The 21,010-nt window shown below is 44.7% G+C and carries 11 protein-coding genes; 5 read left to right on the top strand and 6 right to left on the bottom strand.

Translation table 11 applies throughout. The features are described 5' to 3' along the window. The first annotated feature begins 1 nt into the window (after nt 1). From JMX70_RS07120 to JMX70_RS07110, 3 genes are all read left to right on the top strand, one after another. Nucleotides 2–1,408 (top strand): hypothetical protein, encoded by a 1,407-nt coding sequence (locus JMX70_RS07120; protein WP_227671193.1) that lies wholly within the window; start codon nt 2–4, stop codon nt 1,406–1,408. A gap of 116 nt (nt 1,409–1,524) precedes the next feature. Then, nucleotides 1,525–3,651 (top strand): DNA polymerase III subunit gamma/tau, encoded by a 2,127-nt coding sequence (gene dnaX, locus JMX70_RS07115; RefSeq protein ID WP_201590828.1) that lies wholly within the window; start codon nt 1,525–1,527, stop codon nt 3,649–3,651. Between the two features lie 252 nt (nt 3,652–3,903). Further along, on the top strand, nt 3,904–4,803 hold the full coding sequence (locus JMX70_RS07110; RefSeq protein ID WP_102077069.1) for a LysR family transcriptional regulator: 900 nt from the start codon (nt 3,904–3,906) through the stop codon (nt 4,801–4,803). A gap of 116 nt (nt 4,804–4,919) precedes the next feature. Here the strand turns inward: JMX70_RS07110 and JMX70_RS07105 are convergent, their stop codons facing one another. Together JMX70_RS07105 and JMX70_RS07100 are read right to left on the bottom strand one after the other, a co-directional pair. After that, the gene (locus tag JMX70_RS07105) at nt 4,920–6,101 is read right to left on the bottom strand and encodes an aspartate aminotransferase family protein (protein ID WP_201590826.1); all 1,182 of its coding nucleotides are present in this window, start codon (nt 6,099–6,101) and stop codon (nt 4,920–4,922) included. 55 nt (nt 6,102–6,156) lie between these two features. Continuing rightward, the gene (locus JMX70_RS07100; RefSeq protein WP_102077071.1) at nt 6,157–6,369 is read right to left on the bottom strand and encodes a DNA gyrase inhibitor YacG; all 213 of its coding nucleotides are present in this window, start codon (nt 6,367–6,369) and stop codon (nt 6,157–6,159) included. A gap of 234 nt (nt 6,370–6,603) precedes the next feature. On the opposite strand from JMX70_RS07100, the gene JMX70_RS07095 reads away from it, so the two are divergent. Beyond that, the gene (locus JMX70_RS07095; RefSeq protein WP_201590824.1) at nt 6,604–7,266 is read left to right on the top strand and encodes a class I SAM-dependent methyltransferase; all 663 of its coding nucleotides are present in this window, start codon (nt 6,604–6,606) and stop codon (nt 7,264–7,266) included. Nucleotides 7,267–7,448: 182 nt separating this feature from the next. Here the strand turns inward: JMX70_RS07095 and JMX70_RS07090 are convergent, their stop codons facing one another. Both JMX70_RS07090 and purD read right to left on the bottom strand, forming a co-directional pair. Continuing rightward, nucleotides 7,449–8,858: an ABC1 kinase family protein gene (locus JMX70_RS07090; RefSeq protein WP_201590822.1), complete on the bottom strand. Its 1,410-nt coding sequence runs from the start codon at nt 8,856–8,858 to the stop codon at nt 7,449–7,451. A 394-nt stretch (nt 8,859–9,252) separates the two neighbouring features. Continuing rightward, complete coding sequence (gene purD / locus JMX70_RS07085; protein ID WP_201591079.1) at nt 9,253–10,587, bottom strand: phosphoribosylamine--glycine ligase; 1,335 nt, start codon at nt 10,585–10,587, stop codon at nt 9,253–9,255. Between the two features lie 377 nt (nt 10,588–10,964). On the opposite strand from purD, the gene JMX70_RS07080 reads away from it, so the two are divergent. After that, nucleotides 10,965–15,773, top strand: a complete 4,809-nt coding sequence (locus tag JMX70_RS07080; RefSeq protein ID WP_201590819.1) for an NAD-glutamate dehydrogenase — start codon at nt 10,965–10,967, stop codon at nt 15,771–15,773. Nucleotides 15,774–15,899: 126 nt separating this feature from the next. Here JMX70_RS07080 and JMX70_RS07075 read toward each other — a convergent pair whose 3' ends face one another. Continuing rightward, nucleotides 15,900–16,967, bottom strand: coding sequence for a WG repeat-containing protein (locus JMX70_RS07075; RefSeq protein WP_201590817.1), 1,068 nt, complete (start codon nt 16,965–16,967; stop codon nt 15,900–15,902). A gap of 30 nt (nt 16,968–16,997) precedes the next feature. Continuing rightward, complete coding sequence (locus tag JMX70_RS07070) at nt 16,998–21,008, bottom strand: AAA family ATPase (RefSeq protein WP_201590815.1); 4,011 nt, start codon at nt 21,006–21,008, stop codon at nt 16,998–17,000. Between the last annotated feature and the right edge of the window lie 2 nt (nt 21,009–21,010).

Raw genomic sequence — 21,010 nt, 5'->3', positions numbered from 1 at the left:
TATGGATAGGGATGTTATGGACACTCAGCAAGTACCAGCGTCGATTTGGCAGCAGATGATTCAGCAAAACTTTTTATCTTTGTACGATTTAACTCCAGACAAAATCACTGACCCTGAATATCTTCAGGGTCATGATTTTGTCTTTGAGTTTTCTAATGCCGTGGTCTACCTTATCGTCAATGATGTGACGATACAGGCTGATAGACAGGATATCGATAGCACTCAGGTGCGTACGTGGAGAAAAGAGGTTGTCAATCAGCTGATTAAGCAACACGCTCAGTTGTATCTTAAGAATGATCAGGCGCTTGCCTATCAAAATGATTCTAAAAACCAGTCTAAAAATAAGTTGGCATCTGGCCAAAGGCAAACAGTAGACAAGGCGATTTATTTTATTGGTTTGACCGCACTTTCGGTTCAGCATCAAGAGATTGCTGAGATAAATGCTGAAAAGAATAATGCTCAAAACCTTTATCAAAACCGCTATCAGAATAGTTATCGTAATAGCCAACAGAGTAAACCTGTAGAAACCGCTTCATATGCGGTTGGCTATGAATATGGTAGTCAGTTTTTTGCAGAAGACTGTGTGTTAGATTTGGATGATGAAGAAAGCGTCTTGCAAGTCTTTAGCTATCAGAATTTCACTGAGATACTCAAGCAATTGGTAACGCCCAGTGATTTGACGGCATTTCTAGACTTTCACCGCCGTAAGCTTGCCGGATTTGAAGCCTTTCAAGACGAATCAACCTTGCTTGCCCAGTTTTTACAGTCGCCAGATTTTCACCAAAGAGCGATTGAGGTTCAAAAACAACTGGTTAGCCATAATTTGATAGCAGAGATTGAACCAAGATTGCTAAAAGCGGCAGAGCCTGAGCAGGCAGAGTTTGCTCAAGGGTTGATGGCAGAGATTCAAAAGAACACGCGCATGTGGTACAAGCTGTTTAATAGCTTAGTCAAAGAGTGTTATGCCGCCGGTACGCCATTGCCAAAAGAGCAGGTTGATATTTTGGTCGATGAGTCCATGTATACCTATGCTTGTTTGGTAGAGAAAATATTGGCGCACAGAACCATTGACCAAGATTCACGCTGGAGTGGCTACGTGCGTCATGAGCACTCTTATAATGTCTTTGGGCGTCATTATCTGCTGGTTTTTTATGCGCAAGATGACAGCAGCTCGTTAAGTGCGGACAAAGTGCGTGCCGGTCATCAAGATTTATTATTTGAGCTCAATGCACAAATGCAGCAGCCGGTCATGCAAGATCTGTTTTTAATCGGTGTCGATGTCAGACCCTGTGACGACAGCGTAAATACCGAGGTGCATCTTGACGCATTTCATCAGCAAGGCTCGCTTATCGATGCTAATACCCAACGTTTGTATGAACAGCTGGCTGAGTTACGGGCGCAATCCTAACTTGTGCTAGAACCCAGTTTCGACGTTTGGTTTCAATACCTACTTTGGTCGTTAGTTTTAAGCTAAATCGCTGATTTGAAGCTTTATTTACATTATTACTCACGTTGGCATTCATTATGACGCAGCAATATCAAGTTTTAGCGCGCAAATACCGTCCAAAAAACTTTCACGAGTTGATTGGGCAATCGCACGTCTCGCAAGCACTGATTAACGCGATTGATTATAATCGCCTGCATCATGCTTATTTATTTACGGGTACACGCGGCGTTGGTAAAACGACCATCGCCCGTATTTTGTCTAAATGTTTAAACTGCGAGACGGGTATTACCAGTACTCCATGTGGCGTCTGTGATAATTGCGTGGCGATTGATCAAGGACGTTTTATTGATTTAATCGAGATTGATGCCGCCTCGCGCACCAAAGTTGAAGACACCCGCGAGCTACTTGATAATGTGCCATATGCGCCAAGCCAAGGTCGCTACAAGGTATACCTGATTGATGAGGTGCATATGCTGTCGACACACAGCTTTAATGCGCTGCTCAAAACCTTGGAAGAGCCACCTGAGCATGTAAAATTCTTACTAGCCACCACCGACCCACAAAAGCTGCCCATCACGATTATCTCGCGCTGTTTGCAGTTTGTGTTGCGTCCTTTATCGCAAAGCCTGCTTAGTGAGCATCTAGCCAATATCTTAAATCAAGAGCAGGTGGATTATACCCAGCCTGCACTTTGGCAATTGGCCAGTGCTGCCAAAGGCTCGGTGCGTGATGCGTTGTCATTGACCGATCAAGCGATTGCATTTGGACAAGGCGCGCTCGATGATGTAACAGTTAATGCCATGCTTGGCTTAATTGATGCCGCTGATTTGGTGCGCTTAATTACAGATATTTATAATCATGATAAATCAGCAGTCGCCACTCATATCGAGCAGATGCGTGCACAAATGGTCGATGCCACTAGCATGTTTGATGGCTTGGCTGAGCTGTTACATCAATTGGCATTGACGCAGCTGCTGCCAGAGGTTGCCCTTAACGTAAACGAAGCACAAGCGCAGCAGATTAATCAGCTTGCGCAGCACATGTGTCCTGACGTTTTACAGCTATATTACGAAATCGTCGTCCAAGCGCGTGAAGGCGTAAAGCTGGCTAGCACACCGATGCAGGCGCTTGAGATGTGTATTTTACGTCTATTAGCGTTTCGACCTTTACCCGTCGATGAGATTTTAGTAAACGTACCTGGTACTACTATACCGTCTGACCCTGTATCATCTGTTTCTACAGGCTCGATAGAAACTAATACGGCCGATAATGCTAAGGCTGAACTCAATACAGTGTCAATAAGTGCCAATACTGTTGATGCAGCAAACACCACTGCACTTTTAAGTACAGATGAAAATATAGCGCCTTCATTAGAGCAAACCTTAGCAGTAGTAGAAGCGCTATCAGAATCGCAGCCAGAACCACACTTAGAGCCAGCAGCGGACTCAATACTGCCACTACCAGGCTATGATGCTGATTATCCGACCCCACATCAAAATGAGGTCGAGCCATACAACACAAGTTATGATGATACTGAATTTGACCAATATAATAGCTACGGTAATGATGAAGGATTGGATTTATTAAGCAGCTATATTAAGCCTGAACCTGTTATTGAGCCTGAACCTGTTATTGAGCCTGAACCTGTTATTGAGCCTGAACCTGTTATTGAGCCTGAACCTGTTATTGAGCCTGAACCTGTTATTGAGCCTGAACCTGTTATTGAGCCTAGCGCAAATGATTCTCAATTAACTGCGCAAGTAGATGATCCGCGTACTTTATTACGCTGTGCGCCGCAAGAATTAACGGGCGAGTGGACGCCAGAAAAATGGGACTACTGGCTACAATGCGCCCGTGAAGCTGGTAGTTTGGCGCCCGATGAATTGGCACTGGCACGTCAAGGAATGATGACCGGGCACTGTAACGCTAAAGCGGTCTTTGTCACGGCGGTGGATAGTAAGCATCTGCAAGCTACTTTTCAGCAGCTGGCGGCAAAATTACAAGAACAGTTTACGCAAGCAGACATTAGCTTGCAGATAGATGGCAGTATTATGCAAGCCGATGATAAGACGCCTGAACGTCGTCAACAAAAACGCCTTGTTGAAGCGCGTACAGTGGCAGAGTCTAGATTGCTTAATACGCCCGTTATGCAGTATTTGACGGAGCGCGGTGAAGGAAAAATGGGTAAGGTTCAGTTATATTAAAGCGTTCAGTTATATTAAACAATGCTCAATTTTATGATTGGCAATCTTTAATCAGTAAACCTTTATATATTTTATTATAATTCTCCAAATATCAAGGCGATATCAATTTATCGCCTTGATATTTTTCGTTTTATTAATGACTAAATAGCTTTGGATGACTAACAGAGTTATAGTAAAAAACTGTAAGATTTATTATAATCCGCTATAATGGTTAAGTTATATTAAAAACTAAAAAGCAGCTTAGGTGGAAATATGTTAGATAATTTACGTGGTATGGCTGTGTTTGCCAGTGTGGTCGGACACGGCTCTTTTAGTGGTTCAGCTCGCGAATTGGGTATTACGACCAGTGCGGTCAGCCAACAGATACGCGCTTTAGAAAACGAGCTTGGCGTAGTACTCCTACATCGCTCAACTCGTAAGCTTAGCTTAACAGAAGCGGGCGCCAGCTTTTATGAAGCGGCAAAAGATGTGGTCAGTGCCGCTGAACAAGGGCGTATTAAAGTCAATCAATTACGTGATGAGCTTGCTGGTAGTTTGCGTATTGCAACGACGCCTGAGCTTGGCGTTCACCATATTTTGCCCGCTCTATCGACTTGGATGTCGGCGCACGATGACCTTAGCATTACTTATTTTGCTGACAATCATTATATCGATATGATTGATGAGCGTATCGATATTGCGGTACGTATGAGCCCTAATATCAACGACTCAACCTTGAGCAATCATCCGTTATCTGATGTGCGTCAACTGTTGGTCGCCTCGCCGCAGTATTTACGTCAGCATAAAAAGATTGAAACGCCAAAAGACTTAGCAGACCATCAGCTGATTTGTATCGATATCATGAAGGATGCAAGTCATGTCGAGCTTACTCAGACCGAAACAGGCAAGAAAACACGCATTAAAATGAATTCGCGTATTCACACCAACAACGTCTTTATGGCGATGACTTTAGCAAAGGAAGGTCATGGTATAATTCGTATCATGGAGATGGACGTCAAAAGAGAGCTTGAAAATGGCAATTTGGTCGAAGTGTTGACTGGTTATCAGCTGCCAAGTTTCGTGCTATATGCCGTCACCTTAAACCGTGATCAGCAACCAGCAAAAATCACCCGTTGCTTAGAAGTATTAAAAAAGTACTTTCATGCCAATTAAGTTAAGTATTTAGTAATATCTGATTAAAATGCTTTTAAAGTGTTAAAAGGCAAAAAGCCTATAGATAATGTATCTATAGGCTTTTTCTAGTTTTAAACTTTGATTAATTCAACCGTTTAAAACGAAGGTTTCAATAAATTAACCAAACGCTCAACCACTTGTGAGCTTTCATCACGGCTCATATTAAGCGGCGGCAATAGTCGAATCACATGCCCGCCTGTGACATTAATGATTAATTTTTGCTCATCACGGGCACGGTCAACCAATTTGCTACAATCCATCTCTTCTGGCAGCGCGATACCAATCATCATCCCTGCGCCGCGAGTGCTAACGCCATATCGTCCAAGCGCATTAACCACGCCTTCACGGATGAACTGTCCTTCGGTGACGGCATTGTCCATGATACTGTCATCAGCAAGCACTTCATAAACGCTATGTACTACGCGACTGGCTAGCGGCGTGCCACCATAGGTTGAGCCGTGACTACCGGCGCCAAACAAGCCATTGGCACGCCCGCGTACCATGCAAGCACCTACAGGGAAACCGTTACCTAAGCCTTTGGCCGTGGTTAAGACATCAGGGCGTGCATTGCTATGCTGATACGCAAAGTACTTGCCCGTACGACCGTTACCGGTTTGTACTTCATCGAGCATAAATAACCAATCATGACTACCGCATATAGCTTGTAGTTGCTCAAGATACGTAAAGCCATTGGCTGCGGTATTTAAACCACCTTCGCCTTGTATAGGCTCGACAAATACCGCACAGATATCATCATGGTCATGAGCGGCTTGTTCAATCGCGGCGATATCACCAAAGGGCACACGAATAAAGTCTTCATCCAAGGTATAAAAACCTTCACGGGCTTTAGGGTTGGCAGTTGCTGATAACGACAGCAAGGTACGACCATGAAAAGACTGTTCCATAACGATAACTTTTGGGCGTTTAAAACCTTGCTGATGCGCATAGAGCCGTGCCAGTTTTAATGCCGCTTCATTGGCTTCAGCGCCACTATTAGCAAAAAATACGCTGTCCATTTGCGCGGCATTACATAGAGCTTCGCCAGCTCGCTCTTGCCAATCAATGCCAAATAAATTACTGGTATGCACTAAGGTTGCTGCTTGCTGCTGAATAGCCTCAGTTACTTCTGGATGACAATGCCCCAAGCCGCATACTGCGATACCCGTCAAGGCATCTAAGTAGGGCGTCTCATCTTTGGTATAAAGCCAACTGCCTGAACCGCGGGTGAAGCTAATTGGTTGACGATTGTAAGTGGGCATCAGGTAAGTAGCAGACATGTAAAATATCCTTGGAATTATATAAAGGTTAGAGGGCTAAAGAGATTGGGATTAATTAGAGCTCATCAGAAAACGGCGTCGATTCGGCAGGTAAGGTATATTCTTCGTTTGCCCAAGCGCCTAAGTCGATAAGCTTGCAGTGATGACTACAAAATGGCTTATATTTATTGTCCTGCCACGCGGTTTGGTTGCCGCATTCTGGACAAGGATAGGTTTTGGGTAAGGGGTTGGTATGGTTGTCGCTGTTGCTAGAAGTAGATTCAGTCATAATAAAAGTAGATACATCCTATGGGCTATCAATAAATGCTGTCATTTAGGACAGCGCTTCTAATCAATAGCGAGTATGAAAAATGTGGGTTTTCCAGATTTATAAGCAATCGCCCTGCGTCATTAATAATTGTCATTCGATAAGCGTGGAGGTTGTATTACTATTGGGCTGGATTGACTATATAATAGCATGCGACCGGATAATGACAAATGACAAATCCCTTAAGGATAGTAGATGACTGACAATTTTGAGCTTTCGCATCAGCAGCAGCGCGCCTTTCAACCACAAAAACTCTCAGCTCCACGCGATTTTATAATGCCGGATATATTGGTTGACGCCGAGCTGCCTTTGGTATTGGAGATTGGCGCAGGGAAGGGCAAGCATGCGCTTAGCTTCGCACTGCAACATCCTGATAAGCACTTGATAGCCATCGAGCGTACGCGTAATAAATTCGATGCTTTTGCTAAAATGGCAGCGCAGCAAAAGTCATGCAACCTCAGCGAGATTCATGCTGATGCCATCGCTTGGATTGTCCACGCCATTGCACCAAACAGTATCGAGCGTATCTTTATCTTATATCCCAATCCTGAGCAACATAACCCTAACCAACAGTGGTTAAATATGCCTTTTTTTGAATTCTTGCTTTCTCGTTTGCAAGTAGGCGGAGAAGTAGTGCTGGCGACTAATATAGAGGCATATATGGATAATGCAGAGCAGCAAGCCAATGAGGTCTGGTGCTTACCGAATACGCGTCATAAAGTCGCTAGTGATAGTCAGCGTACACACTTTGAAGTCAAGTATCTAGCGCGCGGTGAAACTTGTTGGCAGTTAAACATGCGTAAGCCTGAGAGTTATCAAACCAGATTCGACAATTGGCAAGCGAGTAATAAAGAATAAGAAATAGCCTAAGCAAAAAATGCATTGTAGTCGAAATTATCGAATAAAAAAGTAAGGACAAAGAACAGAAAACAAAAAATTATTATTAGTAAGGTAATTATATAAAATAGCCTAAGCAAATAAAAATAAAACATAAAAAGACCGCCACAAAAGGACGGTCCAAAAAATATCACTTTCTCATCTTATAAAAAAGGCTTTACCAGTTTATTAGAATCCGTATGCGCATCTAGCACTGTCAAAAAGGTATAAGCACCGATAAATTTTCTACTGATAAACATAAATTCTTTAGGTGGCAGATTGAACTCGAAAGACTGTATTGCTCGCGTAGCGTTATTTGAGAGGCGAGTATGCAACTTACTGTACGCCCAAATATAACGCTGCTGTTCATCCAAACAGTTATTAGGAATATCAGGGTTTAAAGTAGGGTCGCTAAAGGGTTCTGTCGCTAATAAAAACAATGAAGCGATATCGGAGCGTACTTTATCGCTCATGCTATCAAAAAAATCATAACCGGTCATGGCGCGTTTCATTGCTTGATGGTCATGATGATAGCCAGCTCGCAATAGCCCGTGAGCAATGGTTAGTAAGTTATCATCGAATTGGCGAATGGCACCAAAATCTAGCAATACCAGCTTATCAATTTCGTTTTCATCAGCAGCGACACGAACGAGGTAATTACCAAAATTCGGATCCGTTTGCATCTCGCCCCATACAAAAATCTCTTGCATCATGATTTCGATAGCGGCTTGACCGATAGCGTTGCGGCGCTCATGTGACAATAACTGTAGCGCTTCCGAGACCACCGTAATGCCTGGCTCATAAGACATGCATAACAAGCGTTTGGTTGAGTAAGTACGATTGATTTTGGGTACGATATAACGCGGGTCGCCTAGTAAGCGCTCATAAAAACGCTCCGTTGTCGCTGCTTCCGCTTCGTAGTCAACTTCATGATGGAGGAGGTCACGTATCTCTTCAAACCATGCATCGAGGGCGCGTGTTTGCGGTACGATATTACTGACTTTTAATAAACGCTTAAATAAAGCCAAGTCAGAATTGATGGCATCGGCCACACCGGGATATTGGATTTTTAACACCACTTGCTCGCCCGTTGCCAATACCGTTGCGCGATGAACTTGGGCGAGGGAAGCGGTACCAATAGGAACGGGATCAACTTCTAGCTCATTTAACTTCGTGCCTAATAATTGGCGTAATGTGACCTCGATTTTTGGCCATGCTAAGGTGGCGGTATCGTCATTGAGCGTTTGCAGGGCGCGCGTGATTTCGGGCGGTAATATATGTTCGCCATAAATTGCCAGCATTTGACCAATTTTTACCACCGACCCTTTTAATTTACCCAGCTCTTCTGCCAGATAATGCGCCTGTTCTTCCATAAAAATTTGATTGCGCGCCGTACGTGCTTCTTTATTCAAAAACATACCAGACACACTATTACCTGCCCAACGACGACCGATATTTAAGGAGGTTTTCGCAATAGACATCCGACGCTCAAACCCTGAGGTCTTCAGGTTGTCGATGGATTGCTTATTATTAGACGGTTTATTATTAGAGGGTCTAGAGGTATCATTTGCCATAAATATAATCATTCATCCGGTTGCTATTGATGTGCGGGCGTAAACCGACAATACAAGGAGATGCGACGTACTGGTACAAAATTGTATCATATAATGGGTGGTAGATTGAGCTGCCTGCGCCTAGCATGAGCCGTTACTTTGTAAGTTAACGTATGCTTATTAAAAGTACATCTATGAATTGCTATGTTACAGGCTACGACCGAGCATTAAAGCGCTCAAAATCAAGCGCCACAATAAATAGCCTTATTCTAACACTAAGCCGCCAAAGATAATTTTTAAAATACGCTCATAAAAAATGAGCAAACGAAAAATCCGACCTAGCATTATACTAGATCGGACTGCTATAAAAACAATATAAGAAAAACGATATAAGTTTTAAATTGGCTTAACCATATTAAACGTTTTCGCGCGCAATCGCATGGTGTCCGATATCACGGCGATAATGAGCGCCATCAAAACTAATCGCGCCTGTTACGGTCAATGCGGCTTGCTGTGCACCAGAAATGCTATCAGCCAATGCCGTCACGCACAATACACGCCCGCCATTGGTCACCACTTCTTTCTCATCATTATCATCACTATGCGTATCGTTATTAGAGAAAGCCGTACCAGCATGAAAAACTTTGACTGACTTTTGATTGTCATTATCTAACTCTGGCAAGCCGGTAATTACATCACCTTTAGATGAGGTTTCAGGATAGCCTTTTGAAGCAACGACAATACCGAGAGCAGGGCGCTCATCCCAATTGGCTGCGGTTGGTAATTTACCCTCTAGCCCTTGTGCGACCAAGTCAACCATCGATGATTGTAAACGCATCAAAATTGGCTGCGTTTCTGGGTCGCCAAAACGGCAGTTAAACTCAATTACATACGGGTCGCCCGCCTCATCAATCATTAGCCCAGCGTATAAAAAGCCAGTATAAGGATGTCCGGCGGCTTTCATGGCATCAACAACAGGTTGGATAACTTGCGCCATTACCTTATCGTGAACGTCTTGGGTGACGACTGGGGCAGGGGAGTAAGCGCCCATGCCACCAGTATTTGGTCCCGTATCGCCTTCGAAGGCACGTTTATGGTCTTGGCTGGTTGCCATCGGCAAGATGTTGTTACCATCTACCATGCAAATAAAGCTGGCTTCTTCCCCTTGCAAGAATTGCTCGATAACCACACGGCTACCAGCATCGCCAAATTTATTGTCCGCAAGCATATCGTCAATTGCTTCGTGCGCCTGCTCGATGGTTTCGGCGACGATAACGCCTTTGCCAGCAGCCAAACCGTCGGCTTTGATCACAATCGGTGCGCCTTGCTCATCGATATAGGCTTTGGCAGCAGTAGCGTCCGTAAACCCTTGATAAGCTGCGGTTGGTATTTTGTTTTGTGCCATAAATTCTTTTGCAAAGGTTTTTGAGCCTTCGAGCTGCGCACAATAAGCGGTTGGCCCCCATGCTTTGATACCGGCTGCACGACAAGCATCAACGATACCGGTTACCAGCGGCGCTTCTGGACCGACAATCACCATATCAATGGCATTATTTTGGCAAAATTCGATGACAGCACTGTGTTCGTCAGCATCGGCTATATCTTCTAAGGTGACGTTTTGGCATTTGGGCTCAAGGGCGGTGCCAGCATTACCGGGGGCGACATAGATGCTTTGTACCTTGTCGTCTTTTGCACACTGCCATGCGAGTGCGTGTTCGCGACCACCTGAGCCAATCACCAAAATATTCATCATACGTCTGCCCTTAGCATCAAAATTCATTGTAAGTTGTTTGCGAGTTAGTTTTTTGGGAGTTAATAGCGAGCCAGCAAAATTTGCTGCAATATACTGCGGTATTCTAACAAAAAAACGCCATGATTGTCATGAGTATCCACCTGCTAGCAAGTTTTAGATGAGGTTAGGGTGTTATTGTCTTAATTACTAAATACTCTATCTTTAACTGTCTCATTATCAAAGGTTATCGACATTTTAGTGATTCATGAAATGATGTTGTACGCTTTTGCTAGACGCCGCAGTGCGTTACACTTTGATAGGTTGGCACTAGTAGATACCAATGATTGGTTATTGCAAAAACGAGAACGACAAACCTATAACAAAGGACAATGGATATGCCTCACAACTTAAATATCGCAAAAGAGCGGATCAGCCAGATAAGCGATATTGCCACCAGTTATGTACAAAAAGACAAATCGCTATTTGACCATTTTATTAATAGCTATTATCAGACGCTGCATCAAGAAGTGGCGAAAGATATCAGTAATATGGATTTGGCTGGTATGGCGCTGCATCATTTTACCTTGCTCAAAGCCTATGACGGCAGTCAGCCGCAGCTTGCTATTTTAAACCCCATCGCAGAAGAGCAGCATTTTCATAGCTCGCATACGGTTATTCAAATAGTCGCTTACGACAGACCATTTTTGGTCGATACCATTTTAATGAGCTTGGAAACAGAAGGTATCGACGTCCATCGTACCTATAATATTATTATTGGCGTCGAGCGCGATGAAAATGGTGATATCACTCATGTCGAAAGTGCTCATGAAAGCGACACCTCAAAAATGTCTTTGATTCATTGCGAAATCGCTTATCAAAACAATGACGAGTTGGCGGCATTAAAGCAGATGCTGCTGGCAAAAATCGATACCCTTGATATCGTCGTTGATGACTGGCAGCAGATACGCGGCAAGCTGACCGATATAAAAGCGGAGCTGGCTGGTCAAAATCTACCCGAAGTGTATTATTCGCCGCAAGAAATTCAAGCGTTTTTGGATTGGGTATTAGATGAGCATTTTATCTTTTTAGGCTATCGCGAGTACCGCTTAGAAAATGATGACAATTTAGACTTATTTGCCATTGGTAATAGTGGGCTTGGCCTGTTGCGCGGCGGTAGTGAGGATACGTTATCAAAAAGCTTTGATGAGTTGCCTCATAATCTAAAAAAACTATTAACCGAGCCACGCGTATTGATGTTGTCTAAATCAAGCCGTGTATCACCTGTCCATCGTCCGGTATACATGGACTTTTTAGGCATTCATAAGTTTGATGACCATGGCAAGCTGATTGGCGAATATCGCTTTATTGGTCTCTTTACCGCGCAAGCCTATCAGCTAAGCGTACAACAGATTCCGCTGCTACGTGAAAAAGCCAATAAAATCATGGCGATGGCGGATTTACCACGTGATGGTCATGCGTATCATAAAATGATGCATGTGATTAACTCTTTACCGCGCGATGATTTGTTTCAAGCCAGCGTTGAAGAGTTATATCCTATCGTCTCTGGTATTAGCCAATTGCAAGATAAAAAAAGCTTGCGTTTATTTAGCCGAGTCGATCATTATCAGCGCTTTGTATCCTGCTTGGTCTATATCCCGCGTGATAAATTCAATACCGAGCTGCGTATTAAAGTACAAAACGTCTTAAAAGACGCTTACGGCGGTACGTCATCTGGCTTTACCACGGAATTTAACGAATCAGAACACGCCCGCGTCCACGTCCATGTGCGTACGATACCCGGTCAAGTAAATGACTTGGATACGGCGGCGCTACAAGATAAGCTGTCGGCTCTTATGCAATCATGGCGCGATAATTATCAAAAAATGCTGCTCGATAATGTCGGCGAGCAGCAAGCAAATGCCTTAATGCGCCGCTTCTTAAGCTATATTCCAGCAGCCTATCAAGAACGCTTTGATGCGCGGACGGCGGTCGAAGATACCAAACGTCTGGCGAGTTTAAATGACGAGCAGCCAATGATTTGGCATTTATATAAGTCAACGGGCGGCGCCAGCAATCAGCTGCACCTAAAACTATATGGTCGCCAAAACCCTGTGATTCTCTCAAAAGTCTTGCCGGTACTAGAAAACTTTGGCGTATCGGTCATTTCTGCCCAAACCTATGAGTTCTATTTACCAGAGCAGCCGATTTGGATGCAAGAGTATGAGCTGGTATTGGAACATGTTGACACCATCGATATGCAAGTGGTACGCGTGCAGTTTGAAGACAGCCTTAAGCAAATATGGGCAGGGCGCGTTGAGAGTGATTCCTTTAATGAGCTGGTATTAACCACCAAACTCGACACGTATGATGTGGTGGTACTGCGTGCCTTATCACGTTATATGATGCAAGCAAAAGCACCGTTCTCTAGTGCTTATATTCAGCAAACCGTGGTAAAAAATAGTGCCATTAGCATTGCCTTAAGCGAGCTATTCGATGCGCGCATGAATCCTAAATACAGTGAAGAGGAGCGCGCCAGCAAAACCAGTCAAACTCGAGAGCAAATCAACAGCGCCTTGGCTGGTGTCAGTAGTTTAGATGAAGATCGTATCCTGCGTTGGTATTTAGATTTGATTAATGCCATGGTGCGTACCAACTTCTATCAAAGAGAAGCAGATGGTCAACGTAAAGACCGTTTATCGTTTAAGTTTTTGGCGGCAGATATTCCAAACTTACCCAAACCTAAGCCTATGTTTGAGATATTTGTTTATTCACCGCGCGTTGAAGCGGTGCATTTACGCGGCGGTAAAGTCGCTCGCGGCGGGCTGCGCTGGTCGGACCGTATGGAAGATTTCCGTACCGAAGTACTTGGTCTAGTCAAAGCGCAAATGGTCAAAAACGCGGTCATTGTCCCGGTTGGCTCCAAAGGCGGTTTTATCGTCAAGACCAAAACCATGGCTGATGGCCGTGAAGCTTTCCAAGCAGAGGGCATCGCCTGTTATCAAGCGTTCCTGCGCGGTATGCTTGATGTGACCGACAATATTGTCGATGGCAAAATTGTCCCGCCAGCCAACACCGTACGTCATGATGAGGACGACCCGTATTTAGTGGTTGCCGCCGATAAAGGTACCGCTACTTTCTCAGATATTGCCAATGCCTTATCAAGCGAGTATAACTTCTGGCTTGACGATGCCTTTGCCTCAGGTGGCTCGGTTGGCTATGACCATAAAGCCATGGGTATCACCGCACGCGGTGGTTGGGAGTCGGTCAAGCGCCACTTCCGTATGCGTGGTATGGATATCCAAAACCGTGATGACTTTACCGTTGTTGGTATCGGTGATATGAGCGGCGACGTTTTTGGTAACGGCATGCTCAGATCCACACATACTAAGTTGGTCGCAGCCTTTAACCATTTGCATATCTTTATCGATCCAAACCCAGATACCGCCGCGTCTTATGTCGAGCGTGAGCGTCTATTTAATCTGCCGCGCTCAACGTGGGACGACTATGAAAAATCGCTCATTAGCCAAGGTGGCGGCGTGTTCTCACGTCAAGATAAAACCATTGCCATCAGTCCTGAGATGAAAGCATTATTTGATATCAGTGAAGATAGCCTTGCACCCAACGAGTTAATCAGCGCGCTGCTAAAATCGCCAGTTGATTTGATTTGGAATGGCGGTATCGGAACTTACGTGAAAAGCGCCAATGAAAGTCATGCCGATGTTGGTGACCGCGCCAATGATGCCGTGCGCGTCAACGGTGGTGAGCTGCGGGCGGCGGTCGTTGGCGAAGGTGGTAACTTAGGCTTTACCCAGCAAGGGCGTATCGAATACGCACAAACGGGCGGGCGCATTTATACTGATGCCATTGACAACTCAGGCGGCGTCAACTGCTCGGATCATGAAGTCAATATTAAGATTTTACTGGGTAAAGTGGTCGAGCAAGGCGACATGACGCTCAAGCAGCGTAATGAGCTCTTAGAGTCTATGACCGATACGGTCGCTGAATTGGTACTGCGCCAAAACTATCTACAACCACAGGCGCTTGAGCTCAGCCATCTACGCGCGGCGGCAAATTTAAGTGACCATCAACGCTTTATTCAAATGTTAGAAAGTGAAGGTCGTCTTGATCGCGCCATTGAATATCTGCCATCGGATGAAGAAATCGCCAAACGCCAAAAAGCGGGCACAGGTCTCACCAATCCAGAGCTGGCAGTTGTGATGGCTTACGGCAAAATGTGGGTGTACGATAATTTGTTGGCGTCAGATTTGCCTGATGCGCCGTATTTCGTTAATGAGCTGCGCCAATACTTCCCTGATGAGCTGGCAGCAAACTTCTTTGATGAGATGAAAGAACATCGCTTGCACCGTGAAATCATCAGTACTTATTTAACCAATAGCATCGTCAACCGTTTGGGTATCGAAGCCTTATTCCGTTTATTTGAGGAAACGGGGCAAACGCTTGCTACGATTGCGCGCGGCTATGCAATTGCTCGTGATGTCTTCCATGTATCCAAAGCTTGGGAAAAACTTGAGTCACTAGACAACCAAGTCGATGCGACCTTGCTACTCGAGCTTGAGCTGCGTTTGCGTGATGCGCTTGAAAATGGCGTAGTGTGGTTTATCAATGCCTTTGGGCAGGACTTGCAAGTTGCCGATATGATCGAGCGCTTTGAAGACAGTGTGGAGAAATTGACCAAAGCAGGCGGTTTTATCGAGCAGCAATTCTCAGAGTACTTGCAAGAAGACATCACAAGCTTAACGGAAAATGAGCTGTCTGCGGATGACGCGGCGATGTTCGCGATGTTGCCGTACCATGTCGATGCCCTAGATGCAGCGCTGTTGGCTGAGCAGTATGAGCGCCCAGTCGATGAGATTGCCACTTTATACTTTGAGGCCTATCACGTTTTGCAGCTAGATTGGATGATGGACAATATCGCCACCTTACCGCAGCAAGACTACTGGGATCGCCGTGCGCGTCATGCCCTTGTCAACGAAGTTTCGCGCAGTCTGCGTATGCTGATGGATACTTTATTAAAGCAGCCTGATGCCAAACAAGCCTTTAATGACTGGAAATCGCGTCATGAAAGTCAGCTTGATTCCATCACCGCTGAGATGCAAAAAATTGATAGCAATGATGAAAGTGATATGAGTTTATCAACATTATCGGTATTGATGAGTGAGCTGAGTGGGCTGGTAAGTAAGTAATAAGCTAAAAAATAAGTCAGATAGCAAATTACAGAAAATCCAGATTATATGTTTATAGAAAAAAATCACCGTTATGAGTTAACGGTGATTTTTTGTTTTTCAATAATAAAAAGAAAACTAAAAAGGCTAATTTAAGGTTATAAAGGTATTTAAACGGCGCATTTTGCCGTTCTTCTCAACCCACACTTTCTCACCATCGTCACGATAACTAGCAAATTGTGGTTTGAGTATTACACTGCCTTTATTATTTATAATGCCAAACTTGCCCGCTTGCTTATAAGTATAAAGCTGATGGTATAGCAGCTTTCTGATGGGGGCGTCTGATGCAAGGATTAACTTACCATTAGCATCGATAATCTGCGCGCTAACAATCTCGTCTTGGATATCTTCGCTCATGCCTGTAGCGGTGCTACCATCGATTAACGTACTACGCAAAAATAGCGGCGGCTTAGCAGAAGTATTAAACGCTTCGATATGTTGATGGGCGGCAAAAGGAATAATAACGTCATTGTTTTGGTCAATGAGCGCGGTCTCGTCGTTTAAGCTTACTTGTAAATATAAAAGCTGACCTGTACAAGCATTTAACGGATGAATCGCCTCATACTTTGGCACGATTGCCCAGTAGCCTTTATCATCAAGCAGTCCTGTACGCCCTTGATCACTAGTCATTTTAAAATAATCTTGGTCATGATCAGAATCGTAGTGCGCATGCTCGATACGCGCCGCGGTGAGTGGAAAAATCCAGTCGCCATGACGATTAATAATACCTTGTCTGGTTGTCGCATCTGATGGTTTGACGCTGACAATAAAGCTGGTTGCGATATCCGGCTCGGTTTGAATAGCGTCATAGTCAAAAGGGACAATGATCTTGCCAGCAGCATTGATAACGCCGTATTTACCATCCTGCTTAGCAAGCACATAGCTGTCCATTACGATATAAGCATCGGACAGATTATCCATGACGATCTGACCACTTAGGTCTTGCAGCTGCTGCGACCCGTCAGCTTGTTCGATCAACTTGCCAGCAAACGGCGTATTATTTTCAATACGCTCAAAGTAGCTACTGGGTAGAGTTCCGGCGCAATTAATCGTCGCCTGCGCAGTCGTCAAACTTAAAGTAGAAGCAGTAATAGTAAATATAAAAGCAATAAGCAAACGCGCATTAATATAAATAATTTTAAATAGAGTATGCATAAATGTGCCACCTTAAAATTACTTTAGCCATTAACTGGCAATATGATAACAGCCTTGTCCAGTGATTTTACTAAAGCCACCTGAGAGCTTAGTGACTTGAATTTGGGTCAAAATACGCTCTTTTAGCGCCTGCACGTGCGAGATGACGCCAATCAATTTGCCTTCTTGCTGTAAGCTGGTCAAGGTATCGAGGGCGATATCCAGTGATTCCTCATCAAGGGTGCCAAAGCCTTCGTCCAAAAATAACGAATCGACGCGAATATTATGACTGGCCATCTGCGACAGTCCGAGCGCTAATGCTAGGCTGATAATAAAGCCTTCACCGCCAGAGAGATTTTTAGTGCTGCGTCTCTCGCCACCTTGATAGTTGTCAATGACATTGAGCTCGAGCGGACTATTGTCGTCACGCGCCAGCAAATAGCGATCGCTCATTTTATGCAGCTGGGCATTGGCATGGGTCACCATGATATCAAAGGTCAGACCTTGGGCAAAGGTACGATACTTTTTGCCACTGCTTGAGCCTATCAGTTCATTGAGCTGTCGCCAGACTTGCAAGGTGTCTTTTTGATGAGCAATGGCTTGGCGCTGAGCCTGCTGGTTGCCTTTTTTCTCTTCATTGTCTTTGAGCTGTTGGCTCATGGCGCCGATTGCTTCAATCAAGCGCTGCAATTCATTTTGTGCCAATTGCTGCTGCTCAGCCAGCGACTCTCTATCTTCAGTGGTTAAAGGGTTGGCTTTTTTCTCCGCCAGTGCTTGCAAGGTTTGAGTCAATAGGGATTGCGCTTGCTTGAGCGTATCGTTGATTTGCTGCTGCTGCTCGGTTAAGTGATGACGCTCGGCAGCTGGCAGGCGCGCGCGCATGAATGCTGCTTCATCGCTAAAGTCAGAGCTGGCGAGCGCTGTTTTAAAAATATCTTCTTGCGTCGTCATAGCAGTGCTAGCGGTCGTTAATTGCTCGGCAAGCAACTGCTGCTGTCGTTGTAATTGTTTGAGAGTGAGCTCAGCACTATCTAATTGCCGCTGCGCTACTGCTTGTTCGCTGTGCGCCTGTTCAAGGACAGTGCGTAACCTTGCTTCTTCTGCATCAGGATTGATATTCATGTTGCTATTATCAACACCAATGTTCGGCACGTTATCTGCAAAAATATTGTCTGCAAAAATATCACGCCGCTCAGTGGTTAATTGTGCCAGTGTCTCGGTTTTCGCAATAATTGCTTGCAGCAAATCATCAAGCTCAACCTTTTGTTTATCCAACTGGGCTTGCTTGGTTTCGATTTGCACGGTAATGCTGCTAAGCGCAGTGATTAGGTTTTGTTGGGCATTTTTATAAGCAGTAAACTGCTGCTTTAGTTGCACTAAACTACTACGCTGCTGACGCAGCGTATCAAGGTGAACCTCATAGTCAGCTTTATTTAGCATAACTTGCTGGTCAATACTCGCTAGCAGCGGCTGTAAAGCAGCAGGTTTGGTAAAGGCATCTAGCTCATACTTGCCCGCAAGGTATTTATTTAATATCGCCAATATAGCGTCTTTAAGCTGCGTTAATTCGGCAAAATTCGTCGAGATTTTTTTCTCGATAGCATCCAAAGCCAGCGTGATTATTTGACTATTGCTCTTAATCTCATGAATATCAGTGGCAAGCTGATACTGCTGCTTTTCAAACGTCTCAATGGTTTTGTTTGTTTTAGCAAGCTCATCGCTTAGTGCTTCATGTTGTGTAAGCGTGTCTTTTAAAGACTGCTTGCGCTTACTGAGTTGGTCTTTAATCGTCTCTAGCAATAACAAACCATCTTTTATTAAGCGCTCTTTTATCAGTGTGCAATCTGTTGAGTCGTCAGCTATTTGTTCACTCAACAAATCCATATCTATGCCAATTTGGCCAAGCTGAGTCATGCTTTCAGTCACGGCGTTAGAATAGGTTTTAGCCAAAAGCGGCTGTATTAAGTCATTGCTGTCCGCGCCCAGTTTTTTTATCTGCTCATAGAGTGGGGTTTTTTGCTCGTGCAACTGCTTAATCTGATTTTGTGTGGTGGCATATTCAATACGCTGCTTGGAGATGGTTTGTTCTAGCGTATTTATCGTCGTATCCAGCTCGCTTATTTGCTGCTGCGTTTGAGCCACTTCGGATGGCTCTTTGTTCAATACAGGATGATGGGCGCCATAAGGATGCTCGCGCGCACCGCAAAGCGGGCAAGGATCGCCCTCTTTTAGTTGGGTAATATAACGCTCTAAACTGGCAACCTGTTGCCATGAATCGAGCAGCTTTTGCTTATCTTGACGTCGGTCTTTGGCGTCTGCCATAAGCGCTTCGTTGTCAGTAATGCTCGCCGCCAGTTTGGTCAAGGTATCATTAATGGTCGGCAGGGCAGTGTTTATCTTATTGATTTGGCTAGCAAGCGCTTCAATTTGCTGTGCCTTAGAGCTCACTTGCTCTATCTGGCTGTGCGTGTGCTCAATCTGCTCTTGCTCATCACGTATAGCAGCCAATGACTGCGTTTGGGTTAATGCTGCCTGCTGTTTTTGCAAAGTGGCTAGCGCTTCACGCGCTTTGGCAATCAAAGCGTTGGTCGCATCTTGCTGCTGCTGACATTGATCAAGATTGGTTTGATATTGGCTTGATTGCTGATGATGAGCAGTTTTTTCGTTTGCCAAAGCGGCATTGTCTTGCAGCAGCGCTTTTAGGCGGCTGCCATGACTATCAAAATTTGCTGCATCGGTATCTATATCGTGCAAAGCGGCGGCGTCAATCAAGTATTTTTCTATCGTTGCTAGCTGGGCTTTGTCCTGATTGAATTGGACGGTATGATTTTCTATCTCTTGGCGTAAGCCTTGCGTATTGGTCGCTAGGCGTTGTTTTCTTTGCTGCTGATCGTCTAACGCCTGCATTTGCTGGGCGATTGCGCCATCGAGCTTACGAGCGTGAGCAATTTTTGGTAACGTGATTTGCAGCTCGTTATAGGCGCTCTGCGTATGAGCGTCAGCTGCTTTTAGCGTATTCACCGCGTGCGCAAGGCGCTCTTGTTGCTGCGGCAACTGATGGTTTAGTGCCTGCTGATCATTTTGCAAGCGTTTAACGTCATTACGATTATGGGCAAGTTGGCTGTATTGGCTGTCAATCTCCAAGGCTTTATTGGCGGCGTTAAGACGCTTAGCATTAGGAGCGAAATCTGCCTGCGCTTGCTTGGCAACCGTAACCTCGTTTTGATGATTATCGACGTTTTTTTCTAATTCTGCCACCGTATCGAGCCAGTTGACTTGCACTTGCAGACGTTGATACTGTTGTTGCTGCTTGATTTGCGCGGTTTGATGCGAGGTTAATTTTTCGTTAATCAGCGCTTCTTCATCGGCGTCTAACAAAGTTAAACCATCTAAGCCAAACTGTAGTTTATTTAAAATTTCTTCTTCCGCGCGTTTTTTTTCAAAGACATGGGTCGATATCGTCGCGTAGATATCTGTACCCGTGATTTTTTCTAAGATATCGGCGCGCTCATCGGCCTTAGCCTTTAAAAACGCGGAAAAACTCCCTTGCGCCAGTAAGATTGAACGCGTGAACTGCTGAAAATCCATTCGTGTCAGCTCAACGATTTTTTCTTTGGTGCGTGAGAGTTTGCTTTCTAGTATTTCATCGCCTTTAAGCTTGTCATCTTTGTTATCGGCATTATTTTGATGGTTAGTTTTAGGCGTTACCAAAGCAATCTCATGGGTAGCATCTTGCAAGTTACCATCCGCCTTGCCATAAGCGCGGCGCTGTCCCCAGCGGCAGCGATATTGCGTGCCATTTAAATCAATGACCACTTCCGCGAAACACTCTGCCGTTTGCCGCGTCATGACCTCGTTGCTACTTTTACTGATGTTATTAATTCGCGGCGTCTCACCATATAGCGCCAGACAAATCGCATCCAAAATCGTGGTCTTGCCAGCGCCGGTCTGTCCAGTAATAGCAAATATGCCTTCATTGATAAACGCGGAATCAGCGAAATCGATATGCCATTCGCCCTTTAAAGAGTTTAAGTTTTTGAGTCGCAGTTCGATTAGGCGCATGT

Origin of the sequence: Psychrobacter pulmonis, from assembly GCF_904846465.1 — a bacterium.
Lineage (GTDB): Bacteria > Pseudomonadota > Gammaproteobacteria > Pseudomonadales > Moraxellaceae > Psychrobacter > Psychrobacter faecalis.
The sequence above is the reverse complement of the archived record's forward strand: the minus strand, read 5'-3'. Positions and strand labels throughout refer to the sequence as shown.

What these genes read in the sequence shown, in the direction of transcription:
- JMX70_RS07120 (WP_227671193.1), top strand. Translation starts at nt 2, where the DNA reads ATGGATAGGGATGTTATGGACACTCAGCAAGTACCAGCGTCGATTTGG.
- dnaX (WP_201590828.1), top strand. Translation starts at nt 1,525, where the DNA reads ATGACGCAGCAATATCAAGTTTTAGCGCGCAAATACCGTCCAAAAAAC.
- JMX70_RS07110 (WP_102077069.1), top strand. Translation starts at nt 3,904, where the DNA reads ATGTTAGATAATTTACGTGGTATGGCTGTGTTTGCCAGTGTGGTCGGA.
- JMX70_RS07105 (WP_201590826.1), bottom strand. Translation starts at nt 6,101, where the DNA reads ATGTCTGCTACTTACCTGATGCCCACTTACAATCGTCAACCAATTAGC.
- JMX70_RS07100 (WP_102077071.1), bottom strand. Translation starts at nt 6,369, where the DNA reads ATGACTGAATCTACTTCTAGCAACAGCGACAACCATACCAACCCCTTA.
- JMX70_RS07095 (WP_201590824.1), top strand. Translation starts at nt 6,604, where the DNA reads ATGACTGACAATTTTGAGCTTTCGCATCAGCAGCAGCGCGCCTTTCAA.
- JMX70_RS07090 (WP_201590822.1), bottom strand. Translation starts at nt 8,858, where the DNA reads ATGGCAAATGATACCTCTAGACCCTCTAATAATAAACCGTCTAATAAT.
- purD (WP_201591079.1), bottom strand. Translation starts at nt 10,587, where the DNA reads ATGAATATTTTGGTGATTGGCTCAGGTGGTCGCGAACACGCACTCGCA.
- JMX70_RS07080 (WP_201590819.1), top strand. Translation starts at nt 10,965, where the DNA reads ATGCCTCACAACTTAAATATCGCAAAAGAGCGGATCAGCCAGATAAGC.
- JMX70_RS07075 (WP_201590817.1), bottom strand. Translation starts at nt 16,967, where the DNA reads ATGCATACTCTATTTAAAATTATTTATATTAATGCGCGTTTGCTTATT.
- JMX70_RS07070 (WP_201590815.1), bottom strand. Translation starts at nt 21,008, where the DNA reads ATGCGCCTAATCGAACTGCGACTCAAAAACTTAAACTCTTTAAAGGGC.